At 72.3% G+C, this 16865-nt stretch carries 14 protein-coding genes; 8 read left to right on the top strand and 6 right to left on the bottom strand.

Annotated elements, in window-relative coordinates:
• Positions 1 to 164 precede the first annotated feature (164 nt).
• Positions 165 to 506 (top strand): RNHCP domain-containing protein, encoded by a 342-nt coding sequence (locus ACH4EB_RS13860; RefSeq protein ID WP_398348102.1) that lies wholly within the window; start codon positions 165 to 167, stop codon positions 504 to 506.
• Between the two features lie 17 nt (positions 507 to 523).
• The gene (locus ACH4EB_RS13855; RefSeq protein ID WP_398347672.1) at positions 524 to 940 is read left to right on the top strand and encodes an RNHCP domain-containing protein; all 417 of its coding nucleotides are present in this window, start codon (positions 524 to 526) and stop codon (positions 938 to 940) included.
• A gap of 127 nt (positions 941 to 1067) precedes the next feature.
• Here the strand turns inward: ACH4EB_RS13855 and ACH4EB_RS13850 are convergent, their stop codons facing one another.
• Complete coding sequence (locus ACH4EB_RS13850; RefSeq protein ID WP_398347671.1) at positions 1068 to 2261, bottom strand: RtcB family protein; 1194 nt, start codon at positions 2259 to 2261, stop codon at positions 1068 to 1070.
• A gap of 162 nt (positions 2262 to 2423) precedes the next feature.
• Here ACH4EB_RS13850 and ACH4EB_RS13845 point away from each other — a divergent pair, with 162 nt between their 5' ends.
• From ACH4EB_RS13845 to ACH4EB_RS13835, 3 genes are all read left to right on the top strand, one after another.
• The gene (locus ACH4EB_RS13845) at positions 2424 to 3338 is read left to right on the top strand and encodes a hypothetical protein (protein WP_398347669.1); all 915 of its coding nucleotides are present in this window, start codon (positions 2424 to 2426) and stop codon (positions 3336 to 3338) included.
• Between the two features lie 200 nt (positions 3339 to 3538).
• The gene (locus ACH4EB_RS13840) at positions 3539 to 4258 is read left to right on the top strand and encodes a DUF3558 family protein (protein ID WP_398347668.1); all 720 of its coding nucleotides are present in this window, start codon (positions 3539 to 3541) and stop codon (positions 4256 to 4258) included.
• An 82-nt stretch (positions 4259 to 4340) separates the two neighbouring features.
• Positions 4341 to 5711 carry a DUF2637 domain-containing protein gene (locus ACH4EB_RS13835; RefSeq protein WP_398347666.1) on the top strand — a complete coding sequence of 457 codons (1371 nt, stop codon included), beginning with the start codon at positions 4341 to 4343 and terminating at the stop codon, positions 5709 to 5711.
• A 40-nt stretch (positions 5712 to 5751) separates the two neighbouring features.
• On the opposite strand, the gene ACH4EB_RS13830 is transcribed toward ACH4EB_RS13835, so the two are convergent.
• The 4 genes from ACH4EB_RS13830 to lysS form a co-directional block, all read right to left on the bottom strand.
• Positions 5752 to 8100 carry a glycoside hydrolase family 65 protein gene (locus ACH4EB_RS13830; RefSeq protein WP_398347665.1) on the bottom strand — a complete coding sequence of 783 codons (2349 nt, stop codon included), beginning with the start codon at positions 8098 to 8100 and terminating at the stop codon, positions 5752 to 5754.
• Entirely contained in the window at positions 8097 to 8858 is a 762-nt protein-coding gene (locus ACH4EB_RS13825; RefSeq protein WP_398347664.1) for an HAD family hydrolase, read from the bottom strand. The genes ACH4EB_RS13830 and ACH4EB_RS13825 overlap by 4 nt, the downstream gene beginning before the upstream one ends.
• A gap of 100 nt (positions 8859 to 8958) precedes the next feature.
• Entirely contained in the window at positions 8959 to 9171 is a 213-nt protein-coding gene (locus tag ACH4EB_RS13820) for a hypothetical protein (protein ID WP_398347663.1), read from the bottom strand.
• A 168-nt stretch (positions 9172 to 9339) separates the two neighbouring features.
• Positions 9340 to 11064 (bottom strand): lysine--tRNA ligase, encoded by a 1725-nt coding sequence (gene lysS / locus ACH4EB_RS13815; RefSeq protein ID WP_398347662.1) that lies wholly within the window; start codon positions 11062 to 11064, stop codon positions 9340 to 9342.
• A 155-nt stretch (positions 11065 to 11219) separates the two neighbouring features.
• Between lysS and argS the strand changes: the two genes are divergently transcribed.
• On the top strand, positions 11220 to 13001 hold the full coding sequence (gene argS, locus ACH4EB_RS13810) for an arginine--tRNA ligase (RefSeq protein ID WP_398347661.1): 1782 nt from the start codon (positions 11220 to 11222) through the stop codon (positions 12999 to 13001).
• Positions 13002 to 13082: 81 nt separating this feature from the next.
• On the opposite strand, the gene ACH4EB_RS13805 is transcribed toward argS, so the two are convergent.
• Positions 13083 to 14696: a helix-turn-helix domain-containing protein gene (locus ACH4EB_RS13805; protein WP_398347659.1), complete on the bottom strand. Its 1614-nt coding sequence runs from the start codon at positions 14694 to 14696 to the stop codon at positions 13083 to 13085.
• A gap of 370 nt (positions 14697 to 15066) precedes the next feature.
• On the opposite strand from ACH4EB_RS13805, the gene ACH4EB_RS13800 reads away from it, so the two are divergent.
• Positions 15067 to 15807, top strand: a complete 741-nt coding sequence (locus tag ACH4EB_RS13800; RefSeq protein WP_398347657.1) for a DUF4232 domain-containing protein — start codon at positions 15067 to 15069, stop codon at positions 15805 to 15807.
• A gap of 137 nt (positions 15808 to 15944) precedes the next feature.
• A complete protein-coding gene (bla, locus tag ACH4EB_RS13795; protein WP_398347656.1) occupies positions 15945 to 16859 on the top strand; it encodes a class A beta-lactamase in 915 nt (304 codons plus the stop codon).
• Positions 16860 to 16865 lie beyond the last annotated feature (6 nt).

Genomic DNA, 16865 nt, shown 5'->3' with positions numbered 1-16865 from the left:
TTCCCACGATTCCGGCGAGGAGTTCCCGAGTGCTGTCCAACAGCTCCAACGGTTCACGCAGTTCCGACAGTTCCGACAGTTCAGCTAGTTCAGGTAGTTCCCACCGTTCCCACGCTCCCGGCACCCCGGGCGCCCGGCGCGAAGAGCGTCCCGCGCCCCGCCCGCTGCCCCGTACCGACACCTTCACCTGCGTACGGTGCGGCCTGACCGTCACCACGCTCGGCCCCGACGGCAGCCGCCGCAACCACTGCCCGAGCTGCCTGCATTCCCGGCACGTCCGGGACGCCGTCGAGGGAGCCCCGTCCGACTGCCGTTCGCGGATGTCCCCCATCGCCATCGCGGTGCTCCGCACCGACGACTGGATGATCATCCACCGCTGCACCCGCTGCGACGAGCTGACGTCCAACCCGGTCTCCCCGGACGACAACCAGCTCATCCTGATGCGGATGGCGGTCCGGCCACTGGCCCAGCCGCCGTTCCCGCTCGAAGCGTTCGGCGACCTGTGAGACGGGGGGACGACACCATGCCACGACGCGGCAATTCCGGTCGGCGGCGCCGCGCCCAGCGGCCCAAGGACGTCCTGCACGGGCCGGGCGGCGCGCCGGGAGACGCGTTCCGCTGCCTCGGCTGCCGCCTGGAGGTCCCGCTGGCCGCACCGGGCACCGCCCACCGCAACCACTGCCCGCACTGCCTGGCCGGCCGCCACCTGGACCGCCGCGTCCCGGGCGACCGGGCCGCGGACTGCGGCGGCCGGATGCGGGCGCTGTGCCTGACCACCCGGCCGGACGGCGAATGGCTGCTGGTCCACCAGTGCCTGGCCTGCGGCGAGCTGAGCACCAACCGCACCGCGGGCGACGACAACGCGCTGGCCCTGGTACGCCTGGCCGTCCGCCCCCTGGCGGACACCAGCATGCCGGTACGGGCGCTGATCAGCCTGTGACGCGCCGGGGCCCCGAACCGGTCAGCCCATGACCGGGCCGGGGCCCCCGAACCGGCACCTCGCGACCGACGCCGGGGCCCGGACCGGCGGGAAGCCGGCCGGGGCCCCGGTCCGGAGGTACGCGCGCTCAGCCCTTCACGCACACCACCTGCTTGAGCTTGGCCACGACCTCCACGAGATCCCGCTGCTGGTCGATGACCTTCTCGATCGGCTTGTACGCGCCCGGGATCTCGTCCACGACGCCGGAGTCCTTGCGGCACTCCACGCCCCGCGTCTGCTCCTCCAGGTCCCGCGTCGAGAAACGCTTCTTCGCGGCGTTCCGGCTCATCTTGCGGCCCGCGCCGTGCGAGGCGGAGTTGAAGGACGCCGGGTTCCCCAGGCCCTTGACGATGTACGAGCCGGTGCCCATCGAACCGGGGATGATGCCGTAGTCACCGCTGCCGGCCCGGATCGCCCCCTTGCGGGTCACGAGCAGGTCCAGGCCGTCGTACCGCTCCTCCGCCACGTAGTTGTGGTGGCAGGAGATCACCGGCTCGAACGTCGGCCGGGCCTTCTTGAACTCCTTGCGGACCACGTCCTGGAAGAGGGCCATCATGATCGCGCGGTTGTGCCTGGCGTACTCCTGCGCCCAGAACAGGTCGTTGCGGTACGCGGCCATCTGCGGGGTGTCCGCGACGAAGACGGCGAGGTCGCGGTCGACCAGCCCCTGGTTGTGCGGCAGTTTCTGCGCCTGGCCGATGTGGAAGTCGGCCAGCTCCTTGCCGATGTTGCGGGAGCCGGAGTGCAGCATCAGCCACACCGAGCCGGACTCGTCGAGGCAGAACTCGATGAAGTGGTTGCCGCCGCCGAGCGAGCCCATCTGCTTGACGGCCCGCTCCTCACGGAACCTGACCGCTTCCGCGACCGTGCCGAAGCGGCTCCAGAAGTCGTCCCAGCCGCTCGTCGCCAGGCCGTGCAGCCGGCCCGGATCCACCGGATCGTCGTGCATGGCCCGCCCGACCGGGATGGCCTCCTCGATCTTGGAACGGAGCCGGGAGAGGTCGCCGGGGAGGTCGTCGGCGGTGAGCGAGGTCCGTACGGCGCTCATCCCGCAGCCGATGTCGACACCGACGGCCGCCGGGCAGACCGCGCCGTGCATGGCGATCACCGAGCCGACCGTCGCCCCCTTGCCGTAATGCACGTCCGGCATCACGGCCAGGCCCTTGATCCATGGCAGGGTGGCCACGTTGCGCAGTTGCTGCATGGCCGCGCCCTCGACCGTGGACGGGTCCGCCCACATCCGGATCGGAACCTTCGCTCCGGGCACTTCGGTGTACGACATGACTTCCCTATTCCCCCGAAAAGTAATAAATAGCAAAAGCCGGACAAGAAGCCTGATCAAGGACAGGGAACCGGCGTATGCGGCAGAACGTGCGGTAGACATTGTGTCCATCCGCCGCCTGCCCGCGGCAACCAGATTTTCCTACGGAAGGAGCCGGGTACGGTGCAGCGAAGGTCGTTCGTACCGGGTGCCGCGCTGGCGACCGCGGCAGCACTGGCCGCCACGCTCACCGCCTGCACCGGCGACTCCGGGACCGGCGGCGGCGCCGCCGACACCAAGGGCGGCGACACGGCCGCCACGACGCAGTCCGCCGAGCCCGGCAAGTACAAGACGCTCCCCGACCCCTGCGGCCTGCCCTCCAAGGGCATGCTGCGCCGGCTGCTGCCGCCCGGCGGCACGGAGAGCCCGCAGGACGCCGAGAAGGTCTACGCGGGCACCGCCGACATCACGTACGACACGGACCGCCGGGTCGGCTGCCGCTGGAAGCGCGAGGCGCCCGACGGCACCCGCCACCTCACCCTCGACTTCGAGCGGGTCGTCTCCTACGACCCCGCGGTCAGCGACGACGACAAGGCACAGGACGTCTACGGGAAGAAGGAGCTGGCCGCCGAGCTGCCGTCCGGCGGCAGCGCCTCGCCCGCCGGCCCCACCCCGTCCACGGACAAGAGCGGCACGGGCGACAAGCCCGGCGGCGACCGGGAGACCGGCAAGGTCACCGCCGGCGGCAAGGCCTCCCCCGCCCCCTCCTCGCCGACCGCCCCCTCCTCGCCGACCGCCCCGTCATCCGCTCCGCCGTCCAGCCCGGCGGGCAAGGGCGCGAGCGGCGCGCCCGGCTCCGACACCGCCCCGCGCGTCCTGGACGGCCTCGCCGACGCCGCGTTCCTCAACGACAAGCTGATCACCGCGGACAGCGGTGTGCACCGTGACGTCACGATCGTCTTCCGCTCCTCGAACGTCATCGTGACCATCGCCTACGACCGGTGGTCGGCCGACAAGGCGGCGCTGCCCGACAGCAAGGACCTCCAGGACAAGGCACAGGCGCTGGCCCAGGAGCTGGCCGACCGCTTCAACGAATAGTCCGGTTTGTCCGGCGAGTAACGTCACGAATCACCCTCCGGCCGCCCTCCGCCGCGTACCGTGTGCCCCCGAGCCCCGCGCGCGGCAGCGTCGCCGCGCGCTCCGAAGGACGTACCGCGCCCGGACCGCACACCGGCCGTACGCGGCACCCGACGGCGTCCAGTGCGACGCGCCGAACGACGACGAACAGCGAAGGAACCATGCACCGTTCAGCCAAGCGACTCGCCAGCCTCCTCGCCTGCGCAGCCGTACCGGTGATGCTCGTCGCCGGCTGCTCCTCCGACGACTCCGGCAAGAAGGACGCGGGCAGCAGCGCATCGAAGTCCGCCTCGCCCGGCAAGAGCGGCAGCGCCTCCCCCAGCGTCAAGCCCGCCAAGATGAAGAAGCTGCCCAACCCCTGCCAGGCCGTGTCCCAGGACACGGTCAAGAAGCTGGTGCCCAAGACCAAGAACGCGGACGGCGAGCAGGGCAAGTCCTCCGACGCCATGGCCCGCGGCTACTGCGCCTGGAACAGCTCCGACTCCCAGGGCGTGGACGGCACCCAGTACCGCTGGCTGGACATCGGCTTCCAGCGCTACGACTCCGACCCGACCCTGGGCACCGGCGAGAAGCGCGCCACCGACTTCTACAAGAAGCAGGTCGACGCGGCGAAGGCCACCCAGGGCGCCAAGAACCCCAAGACCGGCACGGTCGAGGGCAACGGCGACGAGTCGTCCTGGGTCACCTACGACCTGAAGAAGGACGACGCCGACTTCAAGAATCAGACGGTCATCGCCCGCACCGCGAACGTCGTGGTCACCGTCAACTACAACGGCGCGGGTCTGGCCGGCGCCGACGCCCCCGACCCGAGCGACCTCCTGAAGGCCGCCGAAACCGCCGCCAAGGAGGCCGTCGCCGCCGTCGGCAAGGCCAACCAGTAACACCCCGCCCCTCCCCGGCCCCGCCACCACAGGTGTGCCAGGCTGAGCCGCCACACCAGCCGCAGCCGGGGAGGGACCGCGGGTGCCCGCGACGACACACGCGACGCGTTCGAGCCGTACCCACCGCATCCTGATCGGCGTGGTCGTCACCGGCGCCGCCCTGATCGCGGCCATCGGCTTCGCCGGCTCCTACACCGCCGTCCGCGACCTCGCCGAACGCAAGGGCTTCGGCGCCTTCTCGGCCGTCTTCCCGATCGGCGTCGACGCGGGGATCGTGGTCCTGCTCGCCCTGGACCTGCTGCTGACCCGGGCCCGCATCCCGTTCCCCCTGCTGCGCCAGACCGCCTGGCTGCTCACCGCCGCCACCATCGCCTTCAACGGCGCCGCGGCCTGGCCGGACCCGCTCGGCGTGGGGATGCACGCGGTGATCCCCGTCCTCTTCGTGGTCGCCGTCGAGGCCGCCCGGCACGCCGTCGGCCGGATCGCCGACCTCACCGCCGACAAGCACATGGAGGGCGTCCGCCTGGCCCGCTGGCTGCTGGCGTTCCCGTCCACATTCCGGCTCTGGCGCCGGATGAAGCTGTGGGAGCTGCGGTCGTACGACGAGGTGATCAAGCTGGAGCGGGACCGGCTGGTCTACCGGACGCGGCTGCGGGCCCGGTACGGGCGGGCCTGGCGGCGGCGGGCACCGGTCGAGGCACTGCTGCCGCTGCGGCTGGCGCGGTACGGGGTGCCGCTCACGGATACGGGCGCGGCGGGGCTGACGGCGGCGGGGATCGAGACGCCCGCGGCCGCGCCCGCCCCCGGGACGCCTGTACTCGACCGTCCGCCGACTCCGGTCCCGACTCCAGTACCGGCGCCGGAACCGGAATCCGCCTCGGCCCCGGAACCGGCCCCGACAACGGACCGGGCACCGGCACCCGGCCCCACCGGCCCGGCAGCCGAATCCCCGCCGCACGAGCCGCGACTGGCCGTCCCCGTCGGCCCCGGCCGTACGCGGCCGCTCGGGGGTACGCCCGGCCCGCTCCCCATCCCGGAGCCACGCGCCGCCCGCGAGCCGCACCCCGCACCTGAGCCACGCCCCGTGCCCGAGGCGCGCCCCAGGCCCGAGCCGGCCACCGTGCCCGAGCCGACGCCCCCGGCCCCGACGCCCGCTCCCATCCCCGAGCCGACGCCGCTCCCCACCCCCGAAGCCCCCGCCGAACTCCCCGGGTCCCCCGGTCTCCCCGACGACGCCCCCCGTGACGAGGCCTACTACGAGGCCTTCCGTACGTACGTCGCCGAGAGGAACCACTTCCCCGACTCCCGGCAGTTCGGCCGCCACCTGCTGGAGGTGTACGGCGTCACCGGCCGGGAGGGCGGGCCGCTGACCGAGAGCTGTCTGCGGGCGTTCGTGCGGGAGTTCCGGCAGCGGCTGCGGGAGGAGGTGGAGACCGCCGAGCACATCCCGTAGGGCACCGCCTCAGTGCCGCATCAGGCCGCCTCGGGCCCCCTCAGTGCCGCCGCAGCGGACGCCGTCCCGGTGGCTGGGTGGGTTCCGGGCGGGCCGCCGGTTCGGGGATCTCGCGTTCCTGGGGACTCTTGTCGGAGACGGTGAGGGGTTCGCCGTAGTGCTGTATTTCCAGCGGGGCCCCTTCGACCATGCTGTACGTCACCGCCTTCGCGGTGATCTCGACGCGGAGCCGCCGCCCCAGGACCTGCACCGAGAACGCCAGGCGGGTGAGCTTCTCGGGGAGGCGTGGCGCGAACGACAGGCCCTGGCCGGTGTGCCGCATGCCGCCGAAACCGGCGACGAGGGCGATCCACGTGCCGGCGAGCGAGGCGGTGTGCAGGCCGTCGCGGGTGTTGTTCTCCAGGTCCTGGAGGTCCATCAGCGCCGCTTCGCCCAAGTAGTCGTAGGCCAGGCGCAGATGGCCGACCTCGGCGGCCACCACCGCCTGGACGCAGGCGGACAGGGAGGAGTCGCGTACGGTCAGCGGCTCGTAGTAGGCGAAGTCGCGCGCCTTGTGCTCCGCGTCGAAGCAGTCGCCGCGCAGGTAGAGGGCGAGGACCAGGTCGGCCTGCTTGACGACCTGTTTGCGGTACAGGTCGAAGTAGGGGAAGTGCAGCATCAGCGGGTACTGCTCGGGGCGGGTGGCCGCGAAGTTCCAGGTCTGGTGGGTGGTGAAGCCCGCCGACTGCTCGTGCACCCGCAGGGCGCGGTTGTACGGGACGGCCACCGCCTCCGCCGCGTCCCGCCAGGACGCGCTCTCCTCGTCGTCGACGCCGAGCGCCTCGGCCGCGCGCGGGTGGCGCTCGGCCACGTCGGCGGCGGCCCGCAGGTTCGCCTGGGCCATGAGGTTGGTGTAGACGTTGTCGTCCGCGACGGCGCTGTACTCGTCGGGGCCGGTGACGCCGTCGATGTGGAACGTGCCGTGGTGGTCGTGCTGGCCCAGCGAGTGCCACAGCCGGGCGGTCTCCACCAGGATCGGTACGGCCGTCTCCCGCTCGAACTCCTCGTCGCCGGTGGCGCACACGTACCGGACGACCGCGTCGGCGATGTCGGCGTTGACGTGGAAGGCGGCGGTACCGGCCGGCCAGTACGCCGAGCACTCCGAGCCGTCGATGGTCCGCCAGGGGAACGCGGCGCCCCGCAGGCCGAGTTGGGCGGCCCGCTCGCGGGCGGCGCCCATCGTGTTCTGCCGCCAGCGCAGCGCTTCGGCGACGGCGCCGGGCGATGTGTACGTGAGCATGGGCAGGACGAACGTCTCGCTGTCCCAGAACGTGTGGCCGTCGTACCCGGAGCCGGTCAGGCCCTTGGCGGGGATGGCGCGCTGCTCGGCCCGCGCGCCTGCCTGGAGCACGTGGAAGAGGGCGAAGCGGACGCCCTGCTGGATCTCCGCGTCACCGTCGACCTCGACGTCCGACCGGTCCCAGAAGTCGTCGAGGTACGCGCGCTGCTGGTCGGCCAGTCCCTGCCAGCCGATGCTGCGCGCCCCGGCGAGCGCCGCGTCCACCTGGTCACGCAGGGCGGGCAGCGAGCGAGCGCTGGACCAGCCGTACGACACCGTCTTCTCCAGTCGCAGCCGCTGGCCCTGCTCCAGGAGCGAGGTGACGGTGAAGCGGGCGACGTCGTCGCCGCTCTCGCGGTCGGTGCGGGTGCGGCCCTGCGGGCCGTCGACGATGTGGTCCGCGGCGGCGGCCACCCGCAGCCCGCTGCGGCGCGTGCGGTGGATCAGCCGCAGGCGCGCGTCGGAGGCGAAGTGCTCCTCCGGCTCCAGCGGGTTGTGCAGTGCCGAGGAGACCCGCGGGTCGCCGCCGGACTCGGGCAACTGCTCGTTGGTGACGAGTTCGGACTGCACCACGACCCGCACCTCGGCGTCCAGGGGCTCGACCTCGTAGGCGACGGCGGCGACGGCCCGCTGGGTGAAGGAGACCAGCCGGGTGGAGGTCACCCGCACGGTGCAGCCGGCCGGCGAGGTCCACTCGCAGGTGCGGCGCAGCACTCCGGCGCGCAGGTCCAGCACCCGCTCGTGGCGGCGCAGCCGCCCGTAGCGCAGGTCGAACGGCTCGTCGTTGACCAGCAGCCGGATCAGCTTGCCGTTGGTGACGTTGATGACGGTCTGCCCCGACTCGGGGTAGCCGTAGCCGGCCTCGGCGTACGGCAGCGGGCGCAGCTCGTGGACACCGTTGAGGTAACTGCCGGGCAGGCCGTGCGGCTCGCCCTCGTCAAGGTTGCCGCGCCAGCCGATGTGCCCGTTGGACAGCGCGAAGACCGACTCGCTCTGCGGCAGCACGTCCAGGTTGAGGTCGGTCTCGCGCAGTACCCAGGGGTCGCAGGCGTACGAGGAGTGAGTGATCATGCCTGGCCGTCCTCCTTCAGCAGCTCGGCGAGGTCCTCGACGACGACATCGGCGCCGTGCCGCCGCAGCGCGTCGGCCTGGCCGACCCGGTCGACGCCGATGACGTAACCGAAGTGGCCGGCCCGTCCGGCGTCCATCCCGGCGAGCGCGTCCTCGTAGACGGCCGCCTGCGCGACGGGGACGTTCAGTTCCCCGGCGGCCTCCAGGAAGGTGTCGGGGTGCGGTTTGCCCGGCAGCTTCCGCTCGGCGGCCACCTTGCCGTCGATCCGTACGTCGAAGAGGTCCGCCATGTCCACGGACGCCAGCACCTCGCGGCAGTTGGCGCTGGAGGAGACGACGGCGGTGGCCAGGCCCTGGTCCCGTACGGCCCGCACATAGCGGCGGGAGCCCTCGTACGCCTCGGCGCCCTGCTCGCGGAGCTTCTTCAGCAGCAGATCGTTCTTGCGGTTGCCCAGCCCGTGCACGCTCTCGTGGTCGGGCGGGTCGTCGGGCCCGCCCTCCGGCAGCTCGATGCCGCGTGAGCGGAGGAAGGTGCGGACGCCGTCGGCGCGCGGGCGGCCGTCCACGTACTCGTCGTAGTCGGTGACGGGGTCGAAGGGGGTGAATCCGGGGCCGTCCCGGCGGCGCAGGAAGGCGTCGAAGGTCTCCTTCCAGGCGGCCGTGTGCACGACGGCCGTCTTGGTCAGGACGCCGTCGAGGTCGAACAGGCAGGCCCGGATGTGGTCCGGCAGGCCGAGTGGGGTCAGCGAATCCGTCATGGGACACGAGTCCCCGCCTGATGTTCGTCGTATGTCTGTTCCGGCTGATTCCCGCCCGGAACGCCCCGGGCGGGCAGGCGCGGCGGGGTGCGGCGGGCGGTCACCCGCCCGAGCCGACGCGCTTCCTGCGCTTCTTGTCCGCCTCCTCCCACGCGATGAGGGCCAGACCGGCCGCGGCCATGGCGACGTAGCCGAGCGTCGGCAGGTCGTACCAGTGCGGCAGGATGCCCCAGCCCGTGCTGTCGGTGAAGGTCCGGCCGAGGGCGCCCAGGGCTCCCTGGATCAGGACGATGATTCCGATGATTCCTCGCATGGGTCCAGCCTCACGCGAGCGGCCCCGGGGATCGTCGTCCCCGGGGCCGAACCCGTCCTCGTTCGAAAGTGGCAGCCGCGCGGGCCGGGCCTCATACCCGTACGCGCGCGCCGCCGGGCGCCCGGGCGCGCACCGCGCCGGACACCCGTACCCGCCGGTGCCGGGCGCTCACGCCCCCAGCAGCTTGCGCACCCGGTCCGCGCCGACCGCGAGCAGCAGCGTGGGCAGCCGCGGCCCGGTGTCGCGCCCGACGAGGAGGTTGTAGAGCAGCGCGAAGAACGAGCGCTGCGCGACCTTCAGCTCCGGCGTCGGCTTGGCGTCCGGCGACAGCCCGGCCTGGATCTTGGGCACGCCGTAGACGAGCGTGGTCAGCCCGTCCAGCGACCAGTGGTCGTCCAGCCCGGCCAGCAGCAGCCGCAGCGACTCGCGGCCCTGCTCGTCGAGCGAGCCGAGCAGCTCGGTGTCCGGCTCGTCGCGCACGATCGTGCGCTGCTCGGCCGGGACCTGGGTGCTGATCCAGTACTCGGCCTTGTCCAGCCGGGGCCGGGTCTCGTCCAGGGAGGTGACCGGGTCGGCCGGGTCCAGCTCGCCGAGGATGCGCAGCGTCTGCCCGTCGTGTCCGCCGGTGATGTCGGCGACCGAGGCCAGCGTGCGGTACGGCAGCGGGCGCGGGGTGCGGGGCAGCTCGCCGGCGGCCGTGCGCACCGCGCGGGAGTGCGCGGCGGCGTCGGCGGGCAGCACCGAGCCGTCGGCGACCTTGGCCTCCAGCTTGTCCCACTCGTCGTAGAGCCGCTGGATCTCCTGGTCGAAGGCGATCTTGAAGGACTGGTTGGGCTTGCGGCGCGCGTACAGCCAGCGCAGCAGCGGCGCCTCCATGATCTTCAGCGCGTCGCCCGGGGTCGGCACGCCGCCCTTGGAGGAGGACATCTTCGCCATGCCGCTGATGCCGACGAAGGCGTACATCGGGCCGATGGGCTGCGTGCCGTCGAAGATCTCGCGCACGATCTGGCCGCCGACGACGAACGACGAGCCCGGCGAGGAGTGGTCCACACCGGACGGCTCGAAGGTCACGCCCTCGTACGCCCAGCGCATCGGCCAGTCGACCTTCCAGACCAGCTTGCCGCGGTTGAACTCGCTGAGCCGGACCGTCTCGCCGAAGCCGCAGGCCGTGCAGGAGTACGTCAGCTCGGTCGTCTCCACCACATAGGAGGTGACGGTCGTCAGGTCCTTGTCGCACTGGCCGCAGTACGGCTTGTACGGGAAGTAGCCGGCCGAGCCGCTGGAGCCGTCGTCCTCGGCGGCCGCGCCGGAGCCCTCGGCGGCCTCCAGCTCGGCCTCGTCGACGGGCTTCTGCGACTTCTTCGCGGGGGCCTTCTTGGTGCGGTACTGGGCGAGGATCGCGTCGATCCGCGCGCGGTTGCGCATCGCGTGCAGGATCTGCTCGCGGTAGACACCGGAGGTGTACTGCTCGGTCTGGCTGATGGCGTCGTACTCCACGCCCAGCTCGGCGAGCGCCTCGACCATGGCGGCCTTGAAGTGCTCGGCCCAGTTCGGGTGGGCGGAGCCGGCCGGGGCCGGCACCGAGGTCAGCGGCTTGCCGATGTGCTCGGCCCACGACTCGTCGACGCCCGCGACACCGACCGGGACCTTGCGGTAGCGGTCGTAGTCGTCCCAGGAGATCAGGTGCCGGACCTCGCGGCCCCGGCGGCGGATCTCGTCCGCGACCAGGTGCGGCGTCATGACCTCGCGGAGATTGCCGAGGTGGATCGGGCCGGAAGGGCTGAGCCCGGAGGCGCAGACGATCGGTTTGCCGGGGGCGCGGCGCTCCGCCTCGGCAATGACCTCGTCCGCGAACCTGGAGACCCAGTCGGTCTCGGTGCTCTGCTGAGCCACGATCGGCCCTTCCTCTTCTCACCACTCGACGTGCCTGACGGCCCCATTCTCCCAGACGGAACGGCAGCCGATTTTTCCCTGTGGAAAACCGATGGAACCGCCGTGGGATACTCGGTGGCAAACCCTTTCCACACCAACGGAACGGCCTTCATTCCATGACCTCGGTCCCTTCCCTCGCAGCTACGGTCAACCAGCGCGTCGCGGACGCCCTTTCGGCAGCCCTGCCGGAGGCCGGCGCCGCGGACCCGCTGCTGCGACGAAGCGACCGGGCCGACTTCCAGGCCAACGGCATGCTGGCGCTGGCCAAGAAGCTCAAGGGCAACCCGCGCGAGCTGGCGGCCGACGTCGTCGCACAGCTCCCCGCCGGTGACGTGATCAAGGAGATCGAGGTCTCCGGACCCGGCTTCCTGAACATCACCGTCTCCGACGAGGCGATCGTGCGGACCCTGGCCGCGCGCGCCGCCGACGACCGCCTGGGCGTCCCGTACGCGGACAACCCCGGCACCACGGTCATCGACTACGCACAGCCGAATGTCGCCAAGGAGATGCACGTCGGCCACCTGCGCTCCGCCGTGATCGGCGCCGCGATGGTCGAGATCCTGGAGTTCACCGGCGAGAAGGTGATCCGGCGCCACCACATCGGCGACTGGGGCACCCAGTTCGGCATGCTCATCCAGTACCTGATCGAGCACCCGCACGAGCTCGACCACAAGAGCGACGAGGCCTCCGCCGAGATCTCCGGCGAAGAGGCCATGTCCAACCTCAACCGCCTCTACAAGGCGTCCCGCGCGCTGTTCGACTCCGACGCGGAGTTCAAGGACCGCGCCCGCCGCCGCGTCGTCGACCTCCAGGCCGGCGACGAGGAGACGCTCGCCCTGTGGCAGCGCTTCGTCGACGAGTCGAAGGTCTACTTCTACTCGGTCTTCGACAAGCTGGACATGGAGATCCGGGACGCGGACGTGGTCGGCGAGTCCGGCTACAACGCCATGCTGGAGGAGACCTGCCGGCTGCTGGAGGAGTCCGGCGTCGCGGTCCGCTCCGACGGCGCGCTCTGCGTCTTCTTCGACGACGTCAAGGGCCCGGACGGCAACCCGACCCCGCTGATCGTCAAGAAGACCGACGGTGGCTACGGCTACGCGGCCACCGACCTGTCCGCCATCCGCGACCGGGTGCAGGGCCTCGGCGCGTCGACCCTGCTGTACGTGGTCGACGCCCGCCAGTCGCTGCACTTCAAGATGGTCTTCGAGACCGCCCGCCGGGCAGGCTGGCTGGGCGAGGACGTCAAGGCCGTACAGCTCGCCTTCGGCACCGTCCTCGGCAAGGACGGCAAGCCGTTCAAGACCCGTGAGGGCGAGACGGTGCGGCTGGTGGACCTGCTCGACGAGGCGGTGGAGCGGGCGACCGCCGTCGTCCGCGAGAAGAGCGGGAAGCTCGGCCTGACCGAGGCGGAGATCGCCGGGAACGGCTCCCAGGTCGGCATCGGCGCCGTGAAGTACGCGGACCTGTCCACCTCGGCGTCCCGCGACTACAAGTTCGACCTGGACCAGATGGTCTCGCTCAACGGCGACACCAGCGTCTACCTCCAGTACGCGTACGCCCGTATCCAGTCCATCCTGCGCAAGGCCGGCGACTCCGCGGCGCCCAAGGCCCACCCGGAGCTGACGCTGGCCCCCGCCGAGCGCGCGCTGGGCCTGCACCTGGACCAGTTCGCGGAGACCCTGGAGGAAGCGGCGGCCGGCTACGAGCCGCACAAGCTGGCCGCGTACCTCTACCAGCTCGCCTCCCTCTACACGACCTTCTACGACCAGTGCCCGGTCCTGAAGGCCGAGGGCGGCAGTGAGCAGGTCGAGAACCGCCTGTTCCTGTGCGAGCTGACGGCACGCACGCTGCACCGCGGCATGGCGCTGCTGGGCATCCGGACCCCCGAGCGGCTCTGACACCCGGCTGACGCGTACGCAGACAGGGAAGGCCCCGCCGGAACGATCGGTTCCGGCGGGGCCTTCCCGCTGTTCGCGCGCTCAGTTCTCGGAGGGCTCCCACAGATTCTTGTCGTACCGGTAGACGAACGACGGGCGGCCCTTCATCGCATTCGTACGGAACGGCCTGCCGTGATCGTCGAGCCGCAGCGTGCCGCGCCGGCCGCCGCTGCTCCACTCCAGCTCCAGGTACCAGCTCACGTCGTTCGCCTCCGCGTGCGCGTCGACGTACAGCATCTGCGGGTCGGACGCGGACACCTTGAACGGGAAGTCGGTCGCCGGGATCTTCCGGTCCCCCTGCTCCCCGGCCACCGGCCGCGTCAGCGGCTGCGCCGCGTCCAGCCCGACGTCGAACGAGGCCGGGGTGAGCCCGCCACCGCAGCCGTTGCCCATGGAGTACGCCGAACCCGCCACGGACGCGGTACGCGTGGTGGTCCGTACGGTCAGCGAGTGCAGGACGACGGCCTGGTCACCGGTGCCCTGCACGGCCAGCGACACCCTGAGGTGCCCGCCGGGCACCCCGCCCAGCGCGTTCGCCCAGCCGCGCGCGTCCGGCCCGGAGGGCGGCGGCGGAACCTCGGTGGACGGCTTGTCGAGCATGTACCAGCGGTCGCAGGGGTCGTCCCAGTTGTTCGTACGGACGTCGACGGTCAGCGGGGAGCCGCTGTTGCGGCCGCTGCTGCCGCCCGCCTTGCCCTTGCCCTTGCCCTCGCCCACGTTCTCGCTCCCGCCGGACGAGGTGGCGGCACCGGACGGCCCGGCGCCGGCCGACGCGCTGCCCGGTTTCGGCTCATCGGCCGCCTCCGAAGCCGACGCGGACGCGGACGGCGTACCGGAGGCACCGCCGTCCGGAACCGGGCCCCGCCCGCCACCGGCCCCCCGGTCGGTCACCCGCGCCCCGGCCTGCACCGCCCCGCCCGGCCCCGAGGAGGACGTGGTGCTGACGACGATGGGCACGGCCAGCGCGACGACGGCGGCCGCCATGAGCGCGAGGCGGAGCTTGGGGCGCGCGGGGCGGCGGGTGGGGCGGGTGGGGGTGGAGGCTTTTGTGAGGGCGGGGGGTGGCTCGGGAGCGCGGCCCGGGGCGGGCGCGGGTTGCTCGGGAGCTGGGGTGGGGTCCGGCTCGGGCGCGGAAGTGGTGGCAGGGGTCGGCGTGGGTTCGGTCTCGGTCCGCGCAGCGCTCCCGGCCTGGGCCGTCGGTACGGGCTCCGGTACGGGCCCCTCCGGTAGGGCGTCGCCCGGCCGGGGCTCCTCTGGAGCGGCGGCCCCCGGCCCGGCACCCTCCGGGGTGGCATCGCCCGGCCCGGCCTTCCGCGGAGTCTCGTCGTCCGGCCCGGCCTCCCCCGGAGCGGTGCTCCCCGGCCCGGGCCCCTCCGGCGTGGCGTCGCCCGCCCCCGCCCGCCGTCCCCGTGCCGCGTCCGCCAGGATCCACCGGCGGTGCAGCTCGACCAGTTCCTCGGGCTTCGCGCCGCACACCCGGGCCAGCCGTTCCACGGGCGCGTAGTCCGTCGGCACCGCGTCGCCGTTGCAGTAGCGGTGCAGCGTGGACGTACTCATGTGCAGGCGCTTGGCCAGGGCGCCGTAGCTCAGCCCTGACCTCGTCTTCAGCGTACGCAGCAGCGCCGCGAATCCGTCCGTGCCGGAAGGTGTCCCCACCGTTCCCCCTACTGCCTCGTCCCAGGACCGCGTTCCAGGCAACCCCCATTGCCCCAGGTCAGGTTACGCGCAACCGTTCCAGCGTCCCGGATGTCCGGCCGGCCGTTGTGGCCGGGACGGCACGTCGCCCAGGCTGTGACCACCGACGACGTCCCGACCAGGGCCTACCGGGGAGCAGCCGTGCGGACCCGTTTCCGCTGTCCTCTCGAACCGGCCGATTTCGCGGCACTGGGCGTACTCACCGCCTGTGTCGTCGTCATCGCAGCCGTACTCCACAGCTCCTGACCGCACCCGACCGTTCTTTTCCGCCATCGCACTTCTCCGCATCCGACCACCGTTCCTTTCCGATGACCTCACGGGAGCACCACCCATGCGTTCGCGTCTCTTCACCACCCGTACCGCCCGAGTCGCCGCCTCCGCCGCGGCCGTCGCCGCCGCCCTCTCGCTGACCGCGTGCGGCGGTGGCGAGGACGGCAAGAAGGCCGCCGGTGCCGACCGGCCCGCGGCCTCGGCCGGCCCGGAAGCCTCGGCCGGTGCCGCTCCCGCGGAAGGCACGGACGGCGCGGGCGGTACGGGCCCGTCGGCGAAGTCCCCCTCGGACGCCGACGCGCAGGGCGGCCGCGGCGCCCACGCGACGCCGGCCAGGACCGCTTCCGGGAGCACGAACGGCAAGCACGGCGCCACGCCGGGCGGGAAGTCCACCACCTGCACCGCGGCCAACACCAAGGTGACCGTCTCCAAGCTCAGCCGCCCCATCAACCACCTGCTCCTCACCATCACCAACACCGGCTCGACCCGATGCGACGCCTACCACTACCCGGCCCTCCGCTTCGACGACGCCCAAGCTCCCACCGACGTCCTGCAGAGCAGCAAGCCGCAGTCCGTGGTCTCCGTCGAGCCGGGCCGGTCCGCGTACGCGGCGGTGCGCACGTCGGACGCCACCGGGGAGGCCGAGGGTGGCAGGACGGTGCACAGCCTGGACGTGTTCCTCGCCAACCGGGACGGTGGCTACGGCGACACGCCCGCCCACCCCGCGCTCCCGAAGGGCACCTACATCGACGACTCCGCCCAGGTGACGTACTGGCAGAGCGAGCTGGACGACGCCCTCTAGACACCGCCCCACCCCACGACACCTCACGGCTTGTGCAACCGCCCCCTCCGCCCCAACGTCCTCACCAGCAACTGCCAACCGGTGAACCGGGGCAACCGGGCAACCGGGCAACCGGGCAACCGGGGAAAGGACACACCATGCGCAAGCACACGTCGTCACTCACCCGGAGGTCCGTGCTCGGCGCCGGCCTGGGCCTCGGCGGTGCGCTCGCCCTCGGCGCCACGACGGCGGGCGCGGCCGAGCCCGGCACCACCGCCCGCCGACTGCGGGACCTGGAACGGGAACACCAGGCCCGGGTCGGCGTCTTCGCCCTCAACCTCGCCACCGGCGCGTCCCTGCTCCACCGCGCCCACGAGCGGTTCCCGATGTGCTCCACGTTCAAGGGGCTCGCCGTCGCGGCCGTGCTGCGCGACCTCGACCACGACGGCACCGAGCTGTCCCGCGTCCTGCGCTACACCGAGGCCGACGTGGCGAAGGCGGGCCACACGCCCATCACGTCCCAGCACCTCGCCGACGGCATGTCCGTACGGGACCTGTGTGACGCGGCGGTCCGTCACAGCGACAACCTGGCCGCCAACCTCCTCCTGCGCGAGCTGGGCGGCCCCACCGCCGTCACCCGCTTCTGCCGCTCCCTCGGCGACCCGGTGACCCGTCTCGACCGCTGGGAACCGGAGCTGAACTCGGCCGAGCCCGGCCGCCGTACGGACACCACCTCCCCGTACGCCATCGCCCACTCCTACCGCAGGCTCGTCCTCGGCAACGCCCTGAACGGCCCGGACCGCGCGCTCCTGACCGACTGGCTGCTGCGCAGCACCACCAGCACGGACCGGTTCCGCAAGGGCCTGCCCAAGGACTGGCAGGTGGCCGACAAGTCCGGCGGCGGCAGCACGTACGGGACGAGCAACGACGCGGGCATCGCCTGGACACCCGACGGCACCCCGATCGTCCTCGCCGCCTTCACCCACAAGCCGACGCTCCCCCACGCCCCGGGCGACACCCCCCTCATCATCAAGACCGCCACCCTCATGGCCGAGGCGGTCGGCCACGCCTAGACCGGC

The organism is Streptomyces sp. NPDC018045 (assembly GCF_044327445.1).
GTDB lineage: Bacteria > Actinomycetota > Actinomycetes > Streptomycetales > Streptomycetaceae > Streptomyces.
The sequence above is the reverse complement of the archived record's forward strand: the minus strand, read 5'-3'. Positions and strand labels throughout refer to the sequence as shown.